This window comes from Fontibacillus forbon, assembly GCF_046559655.1.
Taxonomy (GTDB): Bacteria; Bacillota; Bacilli; order Paenibacillales; family Paenibacillaceae; genus Fontibacillus.
Window position 1 is genome coordinate 17,433 of record NZ_JBKGFV010000004.1, and the last position, 18,410, is coordinate 35,842.

The window sequence follows — 18,410 nt, forward strand, 5'->3', positions numbered from 1 at the left end:
TCTATCAACCAGTTTCCCCAAAAACTAGTCGTCATAGACATGCGCTAGAAAGAAAAGAAAGAGTGTGCCTCATCATGCCTTCCTTGACTTATAAAGCCTTGACTCTCCGTTCATGCTGGCCGGAGTCAAACGAAACGATAGGATGACCGGTCGATTCCAGCAACGGCCTAAGAGATATCCAAAGCGAATCGTACTTCCGGCTGAAAGTCACCGGCAGGGTCTCGGCGGGCAGATTCCCCCCTTGAGACACAAGAGTTTCCTTGCGCGGATCTATCGTAATCGCGGTGTCTCCCCAAATGACCAGTACGGATTGGGTTTGCCCATCCCAGTTCACTTTGGCTCCCAGACGCTCCATCAAAGGCCGCAGCGGTACCATATACTGGCCGTCGCTAAGTTCGTATTCCCCCGATTCCAGCTTCGTTTGGACTCCTCCGGCTTCCACGTACAACGGCTGACCCGGTCCGAACAACGCCGCATTCGGCAAGACATGATTCTCAATCCAAGCGGCTGAAGGCGCTGACTTTGTTTTGCCCTTGACCGAAGCGGCCAAACTGAATTGAACCGGTGTCTGTTCCGGAGTGAGTACGCGGAACACGTAACCGTGTTTTTTATAAAATTTGATGATTTCCGGCAATGCCTTTACGGACTCCGCATGTCCCGTTCCGTCATGCAGCAAAACAATCATTTCATTTTTCAGCTTCTCCGAGGTTGCATTTTTGACGATTTCCGCGGCCGGTACCCCTTTTCGTCTGGAGTCCCCGCTGTCTACGTCCCAATCGAACACTTTATATCCGCCCTGTTCCAGCAACTTGAAATAAGTTTCATCAAAATGGCCGTAAGTCCCTCCCGGAGCCCGCAGCATAACGGGACGTTCCCCCGTGATTTCACACAACACTTCTTCCGTCTGCTTGATCTGATTCCAAAACCGGGGAAAACTGCTGTACAAATCGCTATATTCATGATTATAGGTATGATTTCCGATAGCATGTCCGGCTTCCGCCGTACGCCGAATAATCTCCGGGGATTGCTTGGCATGCTCGCCCAACACGAAAAAGGTGGCGGTAACTTCCTCTTCCTTTAATATGGATAATACCTCATCCGTCAGCTTGCTTGGCCCGTCGTCAAAAGTCAGATAGACGACCTTTTCATTTTCATTTTCCTTTTTCCCGGGCACAGCCTTGTCTGACTTTGAGCTTGAGACGGTGGGTAAAAGTTTAGCCGTTGCCTCCGTCTCCTCCTCCGGTAACGCTGCAAGCTCCACGCGGGATGCCACAGGCAACGCAGTTGTCTCCGCAGCGACCGCGCGCTCCGGATTCTGGACGGCCGTCAAGGAATGGGCCGATACCGCGGGCATGGCGGTCTCCCTCTCCCCATAGATCGAAACTGCGGTGAGGATCACGATGATTACGATTGCCGCTATGCGAAACTTTTTTAAACTCGACATCCATCTTTTTCTCATTTATTTCTACCTCCGCCGTTTATATCAATCATTTTGCTTTCTGGTAGATTGTATGAAGGTAGAAGAGAAAATAGACTTCATCAAACGAGGAAGAGAAATAATTCCCTAAAAATAATAAAGACCGCCATCGCATGTCCTACCGACAAGCTGGCGATCCTTATATTATTCGTTGCATTCTCTATTTATCGCAGCGCTCTAACGGCCTCCACCACCTGATCCGCATGACCTTTAACCCGGACTCCGCGCCATTCTTTAACTAGCGTGCCCTCCTCGTCGATCAGGAAAGTGGAGCGTACAATCCCCTCGTATTCGCGGCCGTACAGTTTCTTAAGTTGCCATACACCGAACAAGCGGCAAACCTCATGGTTTTCGTCCGACAACAGCGGGAAAGGAAGGCTCTGCTTCTCCTTGAACCGGTCATGGGATTTCACCGGATCGCCGCTGATGCCCAGCACGACCGCTCCTTCCTTCTGAAGCTGCACGCTGCGGTCGCGGAAATCGCAAGCTTCCTGCGTGCAGGCCGGGGTCATATTTTTCGGATAAAAATAAATGACGACCTTGCGCCCGCGAAAATCGCCCAGCGACACCTCTCCCCCGCCGCTCGCCGGAAGCCGGAAATCGGGAACGGGTTGCCCCGGTTGAACTTGTTTCTCTGTCATGATAGGTTTCTCTCCTTATCCAATTTCAGCTCCAATATCGTTGTGAATCTTCCTTCATTACATTCAAAATTGCCTAAATATGATAAATTGATTGTAATTATAAAAGAAATTATAATGTAATGATATGAAGACATCCATTTTTGAAGCGAATTTATTCGTTTTTCTCTGAAAGGACGAACAAAATGACAAAACGCACTAAACGAGCGATCATCTGGTCTGTGGTAGGAGTTCTGGTCGCCGTCGCCGCTTTCGTGGCTTATTACTTCACCGCCATTTACAACCAGGTCGACGACTTCCAAAAGACCGGCGAAGACTCTCCATTTTATAAGGTACAACCGACCGAAACGAAAGTTCCCGAACCTCCGAAATGGGAAGGAACCGAACGCGTCAATATCCTGCTGATGGGCGTCGATGCCCGCGGCCTGAAAAAGGGGGAAATCCCCCGTTCCGATACGATGCTAGTCGCTTCGCTTGATCCGGTCGCCAAAAAGATCTATCTCTTCTCCATCATGCGCGACACTTATACGGAAATTCCGGAACACGGCTCGGACCGCATTAACACGGCGATCACGCATGGACCGAACACGGCCATGAAGGCGGTATCCGATCTGCTTGGCATTCCGATCCAATATTACGTATACACCGACTTCCAGGGGTTCAAAGAGCTGGTCGATGCCGTTGGCGGGGTTGATTTTTACGTGGAAAAAGATATGCACTATACCAGCAAAGCGGATAACCACGAGTTTGATATCGATCTAAAAAAAGGCCAGCAGCACCTCGACGGCAATACAGCGCTGCAATACGTGCGTTTCCGTCATGACGCCATGTCCGACTTTACCCGGACGGAGCGCCAGCGGAACTTCCTGAAAGCCGTAGCGGATAAAATGAAATCGACCACCTCGATTATGAAGCTCCCGTCGATTCTGGACAAAGTGAATCCGTATATCGATACCAACCTGTCGGTCGAAGATATGTGGAAGCTCGCCACGGTAGGCTACTCTAGCGATATGAGCTCCAGCGAACAGATTCCGCCAATGGAACTGCTCGTGGAAAAAACGGTCGGAGGTTCGGCCGTATTGGGCGTTCGCAGCGAGGAGGAGCTCAAAGCTTACGTGGAAGAAGTATTTAATAGAACAACAACCGAAACTAATACGGGTACTGAAACGGATAGCGGCACTTCCGGAACGGAAAACGGCGGAGGCGACAACTCGGCTGACGGAAGCGCAAACGGTTCGGGAGACAGCGATAACGGGCAAACAACTTCCACCGGACCTTGAGCCGGAGGAAGTTGCCTAAGCCTCAAGTTGTGATTTAAGCTGCGGCTCCTTGCGGTGAACAGGACAACATCTTGTTCATCCGAACCTATTCTGAAAGGACGTTTTACTTATATGAACCGAAAGCAATCGGAACTTCTGTACGAAGAAGCATTGAAACACATTGTCGGCGGCGTCAACAGCCCTTCCCGCTCATTCAAGGCGGTCGGGGGCGGGGCGCCCGTCTTTATGAAAAAGGCTGAAGGCGCGTATTTCTGGGACGTGGACGGAAATCGTTACGTCGACTACCTTGCCGCCTACGGACCGATCATCACGGGCCATGCCCATCCGCATGTAACCAAAGCGATTCAGGAAGCGGCCGCAAACGGCACGTTATACGGAACGCCGACGGAATTGGAGATCAAGCTGGCCGTCATGTTGAAGGAAGCCATTCCTTCGATGGACAAGGTCCGGTTCGTCAATTCCGGCACGGAAGCCGTGATGACGACGATCCGGGTGGCCCGCGCCTATACGAAACGCAACAAAATCATCAAATTTGCCGGATGCTACCACGGCCATTCCGATTTGGTGCTGGTGGCCGCCGGTTCCGGGCCGTCCACGCTCGGCATTCCGGACAGCGCCGGGATTCCGACAAGCATCGCCCAAGAAGTGATCACGGTGCCGTTCAACGACGCGGAGGCACTGGGAGATGCTCTCGAACAATGGGGGGACGACGTAGCCGCCGTCATGGTCGAACCGATCGTCGGCAACTTCGGCATGGTCATGCCTGAGCCGGGATTCCTCGAGGAAGTTTGCCGCCTTGCGCGGTATTATGGCGCGCTCGTCATTTACGACGAAGTCATCACCGCCTTTCGCTTCCATTACGGATCGTCTCAAACCTATGCCGGTCTTGCCAATCATGACCTGATCAAGCCGGACCTGACCGCACTCGGCAAAATCATCGGCGGCGGCCTGCCGATCGGAGCTTACGGCGGCAGCAAGGAAGTCATGGAGCAGGTCGCTCCGCTCGGACCGGCGTACCAGGCCGGGACGATGGCGGGTAACCCTGCATCCATTTCCGCGGGTATCGCCTGCCTGGAAGTGCTGAGGGGTGAGGGCGTCTACGAAGAGATGGAACGCCTGACCGTCAAGCTGACAGACGGCTTGACCGATTCCGCCCGGCGCCATGGCGTGCCGCTCACGATCAACCGGATTCGCGGCTCCTTCTCCACCCACTTCTGCGACCATCCGGTCACGAATTACGACGAGGCGCAGGATACCGACGGCGAAGCCTTTGCCGCGTTCTTCCGCGCCATGCTGAACCGGGGCGTCAATCTCGCCCCGTCGAAGTACGAAGCCTGGTTCCTGACGACGGCGCATAAGGAAGAAGATATCGACTTCACGCTGGAGGCTGCCGAGGCGTCGTTCAAGGAAATAAGTTCAAAATAATTAGTACCGATAAAAAGGCTGCCCGCCGTAGCAAAACTACGACGGGCAGCCTTTAATTATTGCATTCCCTTATTTGGCTTCAATTTTATCAAAAAAGTTCTCTTGCACATATTTTGCGGCTACATCCAGCTGCTGCTTAGAATCCGTACCTTTCTTGGAGAACGATTCCTGCACCACGTTGGACATCGTCGCATAGAAGTCCTGGGTTCCAAATTGGGCTTCCGGTTTGCCTTCCAGCAGACCAAAGAGGTTTGGATCATATTTGTATACATTGTCGTACTTGTCGTAAATCGCTTGAATTTTCTTGGCATATTCGGAATCTTCACTGAAGTATTCAAGCGGAGTCGGAATATAGTATTTGCCTTCCGCTTTACGAGCTTGAATGGTGTCTTCAGCAGATTTCAGCGCGTCATCGGTAAAGTAGTCGAACGTAATGTAACGGAATGCCATCTCTTGTTCGTCTTTCGTTGCGTTCGGGTTGATTACAAGATAGTTACCGCCCAAAATCCCGAAATGCTTGCCGCCTTTTTCCGCAGCCGGCATCGGATAAACGATGACATCCTCAGGCTTCATTCCGCCTTCGTTCAATGCCGCCTGAACTACGTCAAATGCTCCGGCGATCACCATGGCCGTCCGGCCTTGTTGGAACGAGCTTATGGCATCGCCCCAGCCCAGCGCCCAATCTTGCGGAATCGCATTGGCTTCCCATCTCAGCTTCTTATAGAAATCCAGCGCCTTGACTCCGGCGTCAGAGTTGAATACGGCCGTAACCTTGCCATCTGCGTTTGTTTCAATATCTCCGCCGGCTTCGAACAGGAAATTCGTCCAGTTCCAGCCCGCTTCATTTCCTTTGCCCATCGGAGCAATTCCGGAGATGCCTTTTTTCGGATCGGCTGCTCCTTTAGCGGTGTTGTACATATCGTCCCAAGTCCAGTCGAGAGCCGGAATTTCGAGGTTCTTCGCTTCCAGAAGCTTCTTGTTCACAACCGTGGACGTAACATAACCGTTTTGAGTGATTCCGTAGACTTTACCGTCGACGATAAATTGATTTTGCAGAACCGGATTAATATCGTCCTTGTACTCCCAGTTGTTCCAAAGTTCCGTAATATCGGCTACCCAACCACGCTCCACGAGCAGCTGCGCTTCGGTCGCCCAAGTGTTGTAGAAAGTCGGCGCTTCATTGGAGGCCATTTTCACACCGATCTCATTGACGCTATATTGCCAGTCATCTTTTACGATCGTCACGTTTGGATATTTGGCTTGGAACCGGGCGATTTTATCGTCTTCTTGAGCGCGAAGCGTAGTTTCATCCGGTAATGGATAGTGAATTTTAAGCGTTACTTTTCTTTGCGTAATATCGTCAGCCGGTTCTTCCGACTGAGCCGCATTGCCTCCGTTCGAGTTACCCGAAGCTGCCCCTCCGTTATTGGTCTGACTTTCCGTGTTCTTGTTGCCTCCGCCGCACGCTGCAAGCAGCGAACCGAACAGCATGAGGCACATCAATAATGCTGAGAACTTGCGCATTCAAACTCCCCTTTTCATAAATGTTATCGAGGCTTTAATCCTCGTTTAGTTACATTTCTATCTTAGAAGAGAAACCGGTAACCGACGATGTGCATTCATATGACGATCATGCGCAGCGCTACGCTAAATGTAAACGCTATCCCTTGACCGCCGTCAGGCTGACACTGCGCACAATAAACTTCTGGAAGACCAGGAATACGAAGATCGGCGGCACCATGACCATAAACAGAATTGAAAACTTGATGCTGCTGTCCAAATTTCGGGCGTTGATCACGTATTTATAGATGGCTGTTGCCAGCGTGTACTTATCTTCCGTTTGCATGACCAGCGAAGGCCAGAACCAATCGTTCCAAGCCGTGGAGAAAATAAAGATGGACAATGTCGCGAAGATCGGAATCGACAACGGAATGGCAATTCTTAAATAACTGGTAAGTTCCGACGCTCCGTCGATCCGGGCCGCTTCAAAAATTTCCGGGTGAATGCCGTCGAAAAAGTTCTTCATCAATAAGAAAAAGTACGCATTTGCTCCGGCCGGAAGCCAGAATGCCCAATAAGAATTAAGCAGCCCCAGCTCTTTCAGATTTACGAAGTTTGGAATCATATAGCTGGCTGCCGGAATAAACAGCGTCAACAAAATGAAGAAATATACGGCTCGGCTGTAAGGAACGCGAATCCGCGAAATACTGAACGAAGCCAGTCCGAGTACCATAATGGTCATGATGAGATTGCCTAAAAAAATAAACATTGTATTTTTCAGATATACCAGCAAGGGGATATAGTTCCAACCCTTGGAGAAGTTCTCCCAATGCCATTTCGTCGGAAAGAACTTCGGAGGGAACGTGTTGATTTCAGGATTGCTCTTCAAACCGTTAAACATGGTCATAGCAATCGGATATAACATTGTAAAGGCCATGACGGCTATACATAAAACCATGAAGCCATAGACGATTTTGTTGACGGGTTTCTGCAAGTCCGAAGGCGACAGGATACCTCTCTCCATCTTAATATTCCTCCCTGTTAAGCTTGAATTGAATGATGCCGAGAATACCCAAGACGATAAACATAAGCACACCAAGCGCCGTACCGGCTCCGTAATCGAGCTGAGTAAATGCGTTTTTCACCGTAAATAACGCATAGGTCAGCGTAGCTTTGTTCGGCCCCCCATCCAGCATGGCCAATTGGGATTGATAGGCTTGAGATGTACCGATGATTTGCAAAATGAGCATTAACATGATCAAGCTGCGCATGGAAGGAAGCGTAATATATTTGATCCGGCTCCAAACCCCCGCCCCGTCGATTTCGGCCGCTTCATACCAATCTCTCGGGATACTTAGCACGCCGGCCAGATAGATTAACATCGCCGATCCGAATTGCTGCCACGTTTCCATGAAAACAATGGATATCATGGAGAATCGCCCGTCGGAAATAAACGACACCGGATCGGCTCCAAACCAGCCCAACAGGGCGTTGATCGGTCCTACCGGATCATACATCCATCTCCACATGCCGTACAGAACGACTCCCGGAACGACAAAGGGCAAATAGGCCGCGATCCGGGCGAAGCCTTGAAAAAACTTCAACTCCGAAATGGCGATAGCTGCCGCGATCGGCACCCAGAAACCGATGATGAGCGTAAGGAACATAAAATATAACGTGTTCTTTACGGAGATCCACAGGTCCGGATTATTAAAAATCTTGATATAGTTATCGAACCCGACAAACGTATTGCCTTTTACGAAATCGATGTTGTAAAAACTGTAAACCATCCCTTTAATGATCGGAACCCATAAGAAAATAATAAAAATGACGATAGCCGGAACAAGAAAAAGATATCCCCACATATACTTTTTCCAGTTTGACGTCCGTTTGAGCTTTTTGGTCTCTCTCTCAGGCCCCTTTACCCTGTTACCTGGTGAAATCACCGATTGTTCCATGAGTCTCCCTCATTCCTCTTTAGTGTCCAGCTTTCATTTTAAGAAATAGAGGAGAGTTCGAACATGTGTAATACTATGTGAAGTATAGCCGTTACTACTTCTTCAATTCGCTGGGGCTGACGCCAAAATATTTTTTGAATATTTTGCTGAAATGTTCCGGCGATTCGTAACCGACTTGCTCGGCGATCTCATAGCGGCGCAGATCCGTATTCAGAATCAGGGACTTGCTCTCCTCCATTCTCAGCTTGATGACATATTCCCATAGATTGTAACCGGTATTTTTTTTGAAAAGATAACTGAGATAATTGGGGCTGACATGATTCTTCTTGGCCACGTCATGAATGGTTAATCCTTTCTGGCTGTAGTTCGCTTCGATATATTGTTTGGCACTCTGAACGATCCGGTTGTTCTGCGAGGACAATTCTTCCGCGGAAGGATCTTGGGCATGGTTGGTCCAGTTGAAATCGCCGTAATAAAAAACGTGATAATCTCCTTGATCCGCGCCCCAAAGGACCGCTTTATCCGCCTGTCTGCTCAGAACGGCCAAAAATTCGGCGCCTTTCAAAATCTGGCTAATGCCGACCGTCGCTTCGATACCGAGATATTTCTTCACATGATGGTGCAAGCTGCGCCCGATCATCTCAAGCTGGTTGATTTTATTCACGTCCAACTCGGCGTACTCCGCCTCATTCCATTGCAGCAGGATGCTGATTTCCCGATCGGCGGAATAACAGGCCAGCGCATTCCACTCCTTGTACAGCAGTTCTTTGGCTACGTTCAAGGCCGCATAGCGGAACAGGTTGGCGTCCCTGTCGGTATATGCGGGGTTCCTGGCTTCGCCGCTTGCTTTGCGGTGATCCAGGCTCAATTTGATGACGGAAAAATAAGGGCCGCGGACTCCCAACTCATACTCCAATTCCCGCAATTCGACATCGTCCCCCGCCGGCGAGGATGTCATGAGCAATGTTTTTAAGCGTTCATTTTGTTCCGGCCGGAGCTCCTCCATATGAAAATGCTCGGTACCTTGCAACAGAAAATCATCGATTTGCGGCACCGGCTTATCCATCTTAAGCAGCGTGTTTCTGACCGAATCAAGAAATTGTTCTCTGCCCAGCGGCTTGATCAAATAATCCCTGGCTCCGAGCCGGAGCGCCATTTGCGCATATTGGAAAGTCTCGTGCGCGGATATAATGATCGTCTGCACCCAGGGCTTGATCATTTTAGCCTGATGCATCAGCTCGATGCCGTTCATCTCGCCCATCTGGATGTCCGTGACCAGCAGATCGATCTCTTCCATCCGGATGTAGTCCAGCGCCTCATGGCCGCTATAGGCGGTATAAATCGCTCCGATTCCTAGTCCGGACGAGGTTAGCAGTCCCGCCAAGCCTTTGCAAATCAACGGTTCGTCGTCGACGACCAAAATATTGTACATGTTAAATTCCTCCTGGTTGCTTATTCCTGCGACGGAAGCGATCTGGGAAGATGAAGGGTCACCTTCGTCCCGCCTCCCCGCCGTACCTCGTAAGACAGACCGTAGTCCGGTCCAAAATGCAGCCGGATACGCTGGTGGATGTTACGGATGCCGTATCCGGACGCCGGATTCGGGCTTTCCTCTTCCAGCAGCCGGTTGATCATGTCATAGTCCACCGGCTTATATCCGTTATCTTCGATTAGCAGGTATATGTTTGCCTTATCTCCATGGGCGCTGATCACGATCTCCCCGTCCTCGCCCATATGCTTCACCCCGTGGATAATCCCGTTCTCGATCAAGGGCTGAAGCGAAATCTTGGGAATGACGACCGGAAGCAAGTCTTCCGGGATGCTGATCGAGACCCGGAATTGATAGTCGTAACGGTGCTGCTGGAGTTTGATATAAGCCGATGCATGCTCCAGTTCCTCCTCAAGCGTAATCAGTTCCCTGCCCCGGCTAAGGCTGATTTTCATTAGCTTTGAAAGTTCCTTGATCATCTCCGCGGAGACGTTGTTCCCTTCCATGGAGCTTTTCCAGTAAATGCTCTCCAGGGTGTTGTACAACAAATGGGGGTTGATTTGCTGATAAAGGATCTGTAACTGCGATTCCTTCTGCTTCAAATCCATCGCGTATTTATAATGAACCAAATCGTTCAGGCGGCGAGCCATGTCATAAATCGTGAACATCAGCACGCTGATCTCATCGTTCTTGTTTCGCCGCGGCGTTTCCGGCACTACGTTTCCGGGTTCATACCGCCTGACGAAATAAACCAGCTTCTGGATCGGCATCATGAGCGAGCGCCAAAAATAGAGCATGAAAATCAGACTGCCGGCAAAAAAAACGATCGAAATCAGCTGAATGACCTGCTTGATCTCGTTCTGCTGCTGCAGCAAAGCTTGAACCGGCACCTTGTAAACCAGCTTTTGCTGTATGATGCGATTATAATTAATGACATAAATAAATTTATCGGTGATGATATCCTTCACGCCGATAGCGGTATCGCCAGTCTCCGCTTCGGGAGGCAACTCCAGTACCGCGCTATGCTCCGTTGTCCGGGAGGTCAAGATCCGGTTATCATAATCCGTAAAATATAACTCCCCTTCCGGCAGGGAAACGGTTTGCAGGGATTCGCCGATCCGTCCGTCCAGATTCGTCACGACCAGCACCCCGATCGTCCCGTTCTTGTAGATGCTGTTGATCGCACGGATGTAGGCGAGCGTTCTCTGGCTCTCCTGTCCTTTGGAAGGCAACGATAAATGCTCGACCGTTCTGAGGTATCCCTCCCCTTTCTTCTCGACCGCTTCATCGAACCATTCCGGCTTTTCTTCATCCGAGAAGAAGTACACCCCCGACTTTCGCGGTCCCGGATAAAATGGCGCGAAGAAATAGGTATTCTCCGGGTCATAGACATAGAGCGAATAATACAGCGGTTCGCGCTCGTCCGTTTCCTGCGAATAATTGGTAAGCAGGTTCTCCAGTTTTTCGTAGTGTTTCACCCGTTCGAGCACGGTTTCCTCGCTTGAGATCGGATTTAATTGCTGCAGCAGCGAATTCTGGAACACGGTCGACGTGACTTTGTTCACCGCTTCGATATCGCGATTGATAAGCCGGAAATTTTGCTTGCTCAGCTCGATATAGGCATTCGTCACATGCCTTTTCAAAATTTGCCCCGCCCGGTAATTGCCATAGGAGTTCAACACAAACAGCGGAATGATGATCACGAGAAACAGCAGGAACAACTGCTGCTTTACGTTCATTTTATTGAGCGGATTGGTAAGTTTAAATTTCAACGAATTTGCCCCCTGACCCCTTAAGAGGTAGTTCAAAAAGTCATCTTTTGATCACGAAGTATTCCAGGTTGCATACCCGCATCGAATCTTGCATTCAGGCGGGCCTTCCCGGTGCTGAAAAGTCGACTTTTTGAACACGCACTTTAAGTGTAGCAAGATTAAAAACCGGCAAGTATGCGCATTTCTACGCACATCATGAGCGTTTCTCCGATGGGATCTTTCGCTCCGCGCGCCTTTTCCTCCCTAGTGTAAAGGATTTCGGGCGGCTTGCCAGCAAAAATTAAACGGAAGACATGAAAAAGACCCGAGGCTTCGCCTCAGGTCTCGTTTCGAGTCCGGTTTGATTTTCAAACGAGCTCATATAAACCGCCGATCACGCGGTCGGCCGCCGCCAAAATATCGGCGCTGCCGATGCCGACCACCTTGCTGCCGGCCGATTTTCCGGCCTGTACTCCGGCCGCCGCGTCCTCGAACACGACGCATTCGGACGGCTCCAACCCAAGCGCTGCACTGGCCGCCAGAAACACCTCCGGGTCCGGCTTGGCCTTGGATACTTTCGTACCATCGATGATGGCGTCGAACAGCTCCGCTATCCCGAGCCGGTTCAGAATGAACTCCGCATTCTTGCTCGCCGAGCCGAGCGCAACCCTAACTCCTTTGCTTCTCAGCAACAGCAAATACTCCCTGGCCCCCGGCAAAATTTCCGATGGCTCCAGCCGGGAAATATAGTCCACGTACTCCTTGTTTTTGGCGTCGGCCATTTCGAGCCGCTCGGCCTCATCGGCTTCGACGCCGCCGACCTCCAGTAAAATTTGCAGCGATTCCGTCCGGCTGACCCCTTTAAGCCGTTCGTTGTCTTCCTCCGTGAATTCGAACCCGAGCCGCTGCGCCAAGGAGCGCCAAGCCAGGTAGTGGTATTTCGCCGTATCCACGATCACTCCGTCCAAATCGAAGATCGCGCCTTTCATCGTTTCCAGCATGATGTTCTCTCCTTGCCTGGTTCTATTTTTTTACAGCTCTACCCTAGCCGTCTCGCCGGGCGCGACCTGAATTTTACGAGTCCCGATCTTGAACGCTACCGCTTCGCCGTTATCTCCCCCAGCTTCTACAGTAACGCCGGTCGGCATGACGCGAACCTTGAAGGATTGGCCTTTCAGGATCAGTGGAAGTTCCACCGCCTGCCATTTCTGCGGCATCGACGGATTAATGCTTGCCGTCTTTCCGTCGAAGGAGATTCCGGCAAACCCTAGTACCGCCGCCATCCAGGCGCCCCCGTTGGCTGCGGGATGCGTGCCGCCGATATACAGATCTCCGACGTATTGCTTGGAATCCCCGGTCAGGTCAATGGTCGCCGTTCGCAGGAAGTAAGGATACGCCCATTCCGAAGAACCGATATCCGCGGCCACCAGGGCATAGATACAGGAGCTCAAGCTCGAGCCGTGCTCGGTGCGCGGTTCATAATACTCCCAGTTCGCTTTCTTTGTTTCCCGGTCATATCGGTCCTGGAACAAATGCAGCATCAGCACCACATCAGCCTGCTTCAATATTTGCGTGGTCGTTGCCAGGCCGTTTCCGCCGCCCCAATATTCGTTCTTATTCAACACTCTCGATTTCAGTTCCGGCAACGGAACATCTTCAAGCGTATAGTATCTGTCGAATTGCTCGATCAACTTGGTCTCGGCGTCCGGCTGCGGCACGTACAGGCGATCATGCAGATCGCGGATATGTTCCGGCTGAATCGCGCTTCCCTTAACGAGCGCCTCATATTGCTGCGGGTCATACGTGCGCAGGAAATCCATTGCTTCCAGGGCGATGTATAGGGATCGTTTGACCAGGGCATTCGTAAACGCATTGTTGTTCACCCGCTCATGATATTCGTCCGGCCCGGTGACATCGAGAATTTCGTAGCGCTGTTTGCCGGGATTGAAATAGGCATAGGAGTAAAAAAATCTTGCGCACTCCCATACCGTTTCCGCTCCGCCGTTCAACAGCAGGCTACCGTCTCCGCTGAAGCTGTAATACTGCCAGATCCCGTAAGCCACGTCCGCGCTGATGTGCACCTGCTTATCGCGGAAATAAGTACGCATCGGCCGGCCGGTAAACACGTCGTTGACGTTGAACAGCGTGCATGCATCATCGCCGCTCTCCTGGCTTTCCCACGCGTAAAACGCGCCTTCATAGCCGTATTCCGCGGCTTTCCTGCGCGCGCCGTCCAGCGTATGCACCCGGTACATCATCAGATTACGGGCCGTTTCCGGCTGAGTGTATAAGAAGAACGGCAGCATGAACATTTCCGTATCCCAGAACACCGCGCCTTTATAAACCTGGCCCGACAATCCGCGCGCCGGGATCGACAGCTTCTCGGAATGCTCCGGCGCGATGATCAGCAGCTGATACAGGCTGTAGCGTAGCGCCAGTTGGGCTTCTTCGTCGCCTTCAATCACCACATCGGTGCGGCTCCACTTCTCATCCCATCGCGCCGCGTGCTCCCGCAGCAGCTCTTCATATCCAAGGGCGGCGGCCTCCCGGATTAGCCGCAGCGCTGCTTCGCCGGGATCGCCGACACCATCAAGGCCGGTAAACACCGCTGCGTATTTATAAATCGTATACGTCTCGCCCGCGCGGCATTGCAGACGGATTTCCCGGGACATGAATCCCGGGGTTGCCACTGTATCCGCTATGACTGCTTCCGCGTCAAAGTCATAGCTTGCCGCTTCCGCGACAGCCACAGGCACTTTCAGTTCCTGTGTCGTTCCGGCAAGTATCAAGCTGCCTTCGGCTTCGCGCCCGGCTAACCCTTCGAGATGCGGGCCGTTGATGTCCCACACCTCGCCGTCAATGCCCGTGCGGATCACCAGCTCGCCATCCGCGCTAGCCGTGACCGAGATTTTGGCGGCGAGCAGGTTCAGCCGCTCCGCGCTCACGAACCGCTCCGCGCTAACCGTGACCCGGCATTCTTCCGCTCCGCCGGGAATCCCGAACACCGTCTCGCGGCGGTGCACCGCCTGCCGGATATCAAGCTCCTGCTCGTGCTCCAGCACCTTCGCTTCCGAGGACAGGACGCCAAGCGGCGTCCCCTCATACTCTGCGACTGTAAATAGGCCGTTCGGCGCGTTCACCGGCTCGCGCCATTTCCCTTCCACCCGGTCATACAGCCCGGCCAACGTCGTGGCCGTCAGCTCTTCCCGGGCGAATTCTTCCATCGTGCCCCGGTAACCCATATATCCGTTACCGATCATGAATTTATTGCCGTTTGCGGCAATCCGGTATTTATCGAACCCCTGCTCCCGTATTCTCCAATTCACCATGTCACCCTGCCTTTACTTGTTCCAAAGCGACCTTGATGCCCTCGGCCCCGACCCGGTAGCTATGACCGTACAGACAAATTTCCACGGGTTCGCCCGACTCGGCACGGAAGTACGCATACTCCTTGTTCACTTCCACGGCCAGCTTCGTTCCGCGGAAGGTGATCGGGAAGCTGTATTGACCCCACCGTTCAGGGATGCTCGGATTAAACACGAGTTTTTCTCCGTCCGAGCGCATACCGCCGAAGCCGTATACGATATTCATCCAAGCTGCGGCAATCGACGTGGTATGCAGGCCCTCGCGGGTATTGCGGTTATAGTTGTCCAGATCGAGTCGCGTCGCAAATTCGAAGAACTTGTATGCTTCCTCCGGCCGGCCGATCTCGGCTGCGATGATGGAGTGGATCGATGGCGATAGCGACGATTCATGAATACATCTCGATTCATAATAATCGTAGTTGGCGCGCTTCTCCTCCAGCGGGAATTGCCCGCTGTACAGGAACATGAACATCAGCACATCCGGCTGCTTGATCATGTCGTACCGGTACAGGCGGTCGTAAGACCAATGCGAATAAAGCGGGAACTCGGTTACCGGTATAGAGTGGATATCGAGATGCGGCAGATCGAAAAAGCCGTCATGCTCCTCGTAAATCCCGCTTTCTTGGTCTTGCGGAATCTTCATGCGTGCGGCCTTGGCCGCCCAGTCGGCCTGCTCCTCTTCCGTCAACACCAGCCGCTCCGCAAGCTCATCAAAAGCAGCTGCGTTCACAGCGCGCATTTCACTGATCGACTCCAGGGTGTATTCGAACATTTTTTTGGCCATCAGGTTAATATAGCAGTTGTTGTTGACCATCAATTGGAATTCATCGGGACCCATGACGCCAAAATAACCGTACTCGCCGGTCTTTTGCCCGAATTGCCCTCGAGTGGCGTAGAAACGGCTGATTTGAATCAGCATTTCCAGGCCCTTTTCATGCAAGAAGGCGGTATCGCCCGTAATGTTGACGTAATGGCGGATGCCATAAGCGACCGCGGTGCCTACATGCAATTGCAGGTTGGAATGCTGCCACAAGTCGCAACTCTCCGTACCATCGATGGTGGCGATCGGATAGAACGCGCCTTCGCAATCCAGCTCCTTCGCCCGCTGCAGCGCATAAGGAAGCGATTTATAGCGGAATTCCAGGAGACTCTTGGCCGCCTTCGGATTGTTGAAAATATAGAACGGCAGGCAGTACGATTCCGTATCCCAGAAAGCCAGGCCGCGGTAAGCTTCACCGGTCAGCCCTTTGGCCCCGATGTTGAAACCAGGGTTATCGCCGTGATAAGTCTGATACATTTGGAAAATACAGAAGCGGATCCCCTGCTGGTTTTCCGGGTCCCCTTCAATAATAATATCGGAGGCGTTCCAGACCCTGGTCCAATACTCTCGCTGTTGCAAGGCCGCCTGATCATAGGACAGGTCCGCGTATTGCCCCGCCAGCTCCATGCCATTCCGCCATACGTTCTCGTGATCGCGGCTGAGATCTTTTTCCGCATAATTCACGGTCAGTTTGTCCAGGGCAGTACGTTTACCCTCTTCCAGTTTGAGCAGCACGTCGCGGCCGATGAACCGGTCGCTCTCCACCAGCTTGCTGTCGAGTTGTGCGGGTGCCTCCACCCGGAAAGCGGAGAACAATCGGTTCTTTGTATTTACCGTTTGGCCGAGAATGCCGGCCATCCCGCCAGCTTCCTGCCGTTTCAGCGTACCCCAATAACTACGACCCTGATCTTCATGCAGGACGGAGAAATCAAGACCGGTCTTGACTTGAACATGGCCGGAGAAATTAAGCGGCTCGAACCAAATCCGCTGACAGCCCAAATTGGAGACGGTCATGCTGACAAACCGCTCGAACACGATTTTCAAATCCTTACCGTTCCCTAAATGCCAGACCAGTTCACGCGAATAAACGCCGCTCTTGAAATCCAGCTCCCTGCGGAAACCGGAAAACCGGCTCGTGGCCAAATCCAAGGTTTCGCCATCCATCGTAATCCGGGTATGCAGCCAATCCACCGCATTTACCATAAAACGCAACGATTTAATGATGCCTTTATAGTGGGCTTCTACTTTGCTCTCTTCAAACAAGCCGTTAAAATAGCTCCCGAGCAGCGTATCCCCGCCATATCCTTCTTCCGGGTACCCTCTGACGCCCATATATTCATTCCCCAGTGAAAAAATCGATTCGGAAACCCGGTTGCGCGCCGGATCAAATCCTTCCTCCACCACTTTCCAGGGATCAACCACCAAGTATTTATCCGCGATTTTCGGCATGCTCTGCTCCCACTCCTTTATACTTTTACTTTGCATCTATCTGCTATCTGCCGATGAACCAAGCCAAGGCAGTCAGTTCTTCTCCAGATTAGCCCAAGAGGACTTACCGGCCCAATGTCCAAGTCTAATGACCTTATGTGCGATCATACGGAGATGAGGGAAACGGCCAAGGTTCAGTCCATTTATTGTATTAATCCAATGAAATTAGTTGGTTTTATGTATTGATTCCTAATGAAATAAATGTTAAATTATTACCAATTCAAATTCATTATGCTTCAGAAATCGACCAGTCCCACTGGAGATTCGGAAAGATGGCGGCGCCCGCCATTTTGCCGAGTCTCTTTTTTTCATTCCAATCAAGATAAGAAAGGATGGGGAACAAGCATGGTAGCTACATTGGAAATTAACCGGGTCAGCAAAACCTTTAAAAATGATCACGGAGGGGTGCACGTACTGGATCAACTGGACTTGTCCGTTCAAGAAGGCGAATTCGTTAGCATCATCGGACCCAGCGGCTGCGGAAAAAGCACGCTGCTCAAGCTGATCGCCGGCCTGGATCCCGATTTTCACGGATATATTACCGTTGGGGATACCGAAGTCCACGGTCCTTCGATCGACAGGGGATTTATCTTTCAGGAGCATCGTTTATTTCCCTGGATGACGGTGGAGAAAAATATCGCGGGCAATTTGCCGTTACGGGATCCGGAAGTCCGGGCCAGAGTCGATCGATTGATCGAGCTAGTAAATTTGACGGGATTTGAGAGTGCCTATCCCCGCCAATTATCCGGAGGCATGTCGCAAAGAGTCGCCATAGCAAGGGCGTTGCTCCGCAATCCGAAAGTTCTGTTGCTCGATGAACCTTTCGGCGCCTTGGACGCCTTTACCCGGGCTCATTTGCAGGAAGCTTTGCATGACATCTGGGTAAATAACAAAACGACCATGGTCCTCGTCACTCATGACATTGACGAATCGGTTTTTTTGTCTTCGAAGGTCGTAGTGATGGATGCCAAGCCCGGCCGGATCAAGGCCGTCGTCCAGATCGATCTTCCCTATCCCCGCAAGCGGTCAAGCAAGGCCTTCCAGGAGTTCAGAACCGTGATTTTGGGGCATCTGGACCATAAAAGAAATGAAACCGAAGATTTCAGCATTTAGTCCGGAACCGAACAATTATAGGAGTAACCTATCAAGATGATTCGAACTATATATTTCACCAATTCCTGCTCGTGTCGCATAATGAACTCATGACATGGCCGAGGAG

General features: G+C 51.6%; 13 protein-coding genes. 3 read left to right on the plus strand and 10 right to left on the minus strand.

Features of this window, described 5'->3' with window-relative positions; all coding sequences use genetic code 11:
• Positions 1 to 88: 88 nt before the first annotated feature.
• On the minus strand, positions 89 to 1,459 hold the full coding sequence (locus ACLB09_RS15725) for a polysaccharide deacetylase (protein ID WP_410770803.1): 1,371 nt from the start codon (positions 1,457 to 1,459) through the stop codon (positions 89 to 91).
• Between the two features lie 182 nt (positions 1,460 to 1,641).
• The gene (gene bcp, locus ACLB09_RS15730) at positions 1,642 to 2,118 is read right to left on the minus strand and encodes a thioredoxin-dependent thiol peroxidase (RefSeq protein ID WP_410770804.1); all 477 of its coding nucleotides are present in this window, start codon (positions 2,116 to 2,118) and stop codon (positions 1,642 to 1,644) included.
• A 182-nt stretch (positions 2,119 to 2,300) separates the two neighbouring features.
• On the opposite strand from bcp, the gene ACLB09_RS15735 reads away from it, so the two are divergent.
• Complete coding sequence (locus tag ACLB09_RS15735) at positions 2,301 to 3,395, plus strand: LCP family protein (RefSeq protein ID WP_410770805.1); 1,095 nt, start codon at positions 2,301 to 2,303, stop codon at positions 3,393 to 3,395.
• A 111-nt stretch (positions 3,396 to 3,506) separates the two neighbouring features.
• A complete protein-coding gene (locus tag ACLB09_RS15740) occupies positions 3,507 to 4,820 on the plus strand; it encodes a glutamate-1-semialdehyde 2,1-aminomutase (protein WP_410770806.1) in 1,314 nt (437 codons plus the stop codon).
• A 69-nt stretch (positions 4,821 to 4,889) separates the two neighbouring features.
• Here the strand turns inward: ACLB09_RS15740 and ACLB09_RS15745 are convergent, their stop codons facing one another.
• The 8 genes from ACLB09_RS15745 to ACLB09_RS15780 form a co-directional block, all read right to left on the minus strand.
• Entirely contained in the window at positions 4,890 to 6,344 is a 1,455-nt protein-coding gene (locus tag ACLB09_RS15745; protein WP_410770807.1) for an ABC transporter substrate-binding protein, read from the minus strand.
• Between the two features lie 136 nt (positions 6,345 to 6,480).
• Positions 6,481 to 7,344, minus strand: coding sequence for a carbohydrate ABC transporter permease (locus ACLB09_RS15750; protein WP_410770808.1), 864 nt, complete (start codon positions 7,342 to 7,344; stop codon positions 6,481 to 6,483).
• 1 nt (position 7,345) lies between these two features.
• Positions 7,346 to 8,278, minus strand: coding sequence for a carbohydrate ABC transporter permease (locus ACLB09_RS15755; RefSeq protein WP_410770809.1), 933 nt, complete (start codon positions 8,276 to 8,278; stop codon positions 7,346 to 7,348).
• A 94-nt stretch (positions 8,279 to 8,372) separates the two neighbouring features.
• Entirely contained in the window at positions 8,373 to 9,710 is a 1,338-nt protein-coding gene (locus ACLB09_RS15760) for a response regulator (RefSeq protein WP_410770810.1), read from the minus strand.
• Between the two features lie 20 nt (positions 9,711 to 9,730).
• On the minus strand, positions 9,731 to 11,539 hold the full coding sequence (locus ACLB09_RS15765; RefSeq protein ID WP_410770811.1) for a sensor histidine kinase: 1,809 nt from the start codon (positions 11,537 to 11,539) through the stop codon (positions 9,731 to 9,733).
• Between the two features lie 347 nt (positions 11,540 to 11,886).
• Positions 11,887 to 12,519, minus strand: coding sequence for a beta-phosphoglucomutase (gene pgmB, locus ACLB09_RS15770; RefSeq protein ID WP_410770812.1), 633 nt, complete (start codon positions 12,517 to 12,519; stop codon positions 11,887 to 11,889).
• A 30-nt stretch (positions 12,520 to 12,549) separates the two neighbouring features.
• Positions 12,550 to 14,847 carry a glycoside hydrolase family 65 protein gene (locus ACLB09_RS15775; RefSeq protein WP_410770813.1) on the minus strand — a complete coding sequence of 766 codons (2,298 nt, stop codon included), beginning with the start codon at positions 14,845 to 14,847 and terminating at the stop codon, positions 12,550 to 12,552.
• Between the two features lies 1 nt (position 14,848).
• Positions 14,849 to 17,152, minus strand: coding sequence for a glycoside hydrolase family 65 protein (locus ACLB09_RS15780; RefSeq protein WP_410770815.1), 2,304 nt, complete (start codon positions 17,150 to 17,152; stop codon positions 14,849 to 14,851).
• Between the two features lie 384 nt (positions 17,153 to 17,536).
• Between ACLB09_RS15780 and ACLB09_RS15785 the strand changes: the two genes are divergently transcribed.
• A complete protein-coding gene (locus ACLB09_RS15785) occupies positions 17,537 to 18,304 on the plus strand; it encodes an ABC transporter ATP-binding protein (RefSeq protein WP_410770816.1) in 768 nt (255 codons plus the stop codon).
• Positions 18,305 to 18,410: the final 106 nt, after the last annotated feature.

Bases quoted from the DNA above. Each gene is read 5' to 3' on its own strand.
- ACLB09_RS15785 (WP_410770816.1), top strand. From the start codon at position 17,537: ATGGTAGCTACATTGGAAATTAACCGGGTCAGCAAAACCTTTAAAAAT.
- ACLB09_RS15745 (WP_410770807.1), bottom strand. From the start codon at position 6,344: ATGCGCAAGTTCTCAGCATTATTGATGTGCCTCATGCTGTTCGGTTCG.
- ACLB09_RS15775 (WP_410770813.1), bottom strand. From the start codon at position 14,847: ATGGTGAATTGGAGAATACGGGAGCAGGGGTTCGATAAATACCGGATT.
- ACLB09_RS15725 (WP_410770803.1), bottom strand. From the start codon at position 1,459: ATGAGAAAAAGATGGATGTCGAGTTTAAAAAAGTTTCGCATAGCGGCA.
- ACLB09_RS15750 (WP_410770808.1), bottom strand. From the start codon at position 7,344: ATGGAGAGAGGTATCCTGTCGCCTTCGGACTTGCAGAAACCCGTCAAC.
- ACLB09_RS15735 (WP_410770805.1), top strand. From the start codon at position 2,301: ATGACAAAACGCACTAAACGAGCGATCATCTGGTCTGTGGTAGGAGTT.
- pgmB (WP_410770812.1), bottom strand. From the start codon at position 12,519: ATGCTGGAAACGATGAAAGGCGCGATCTTCGATTTGGACGGAGTGATC.
- ACLB09_RS15780 (WP_410770815.1), bottom strand. From the start codon at position 17,152: ATGCCGAAAATCGCGGATAAATACTTGGTGGTTGATCCCTGGAAAGTG.
- ACLB09_RS15760 (WP_410770810.1), bottom strand. From the start codon at position 9,710: ATGTACAATATTTTGGTCGTCGACGACGAACCGTTGATTTGCAAAGGC.
- ACLB09_RS15755 (WP_410770809.1), bottom strand. From the start codon at position 8,278: ATGGAACAATCGGTGATTTCACCAGGTAACAGGGTAAAGGGGCCTGAG.
- bcp (WP_410770804.1), bottom strand. From the start codon at position 2,118: ATGACAGAGAAACAAGTTCAACCGGGGCAACCCGTTCCCGATTTCCGG.
- ACLB09_RS15740 (WP_410770806.1), top strand. From the start codon at position 3,507: ATGAACCGAAAGCAATCGGAACTTCTGTACGAAGAAGCATTGAAACAC.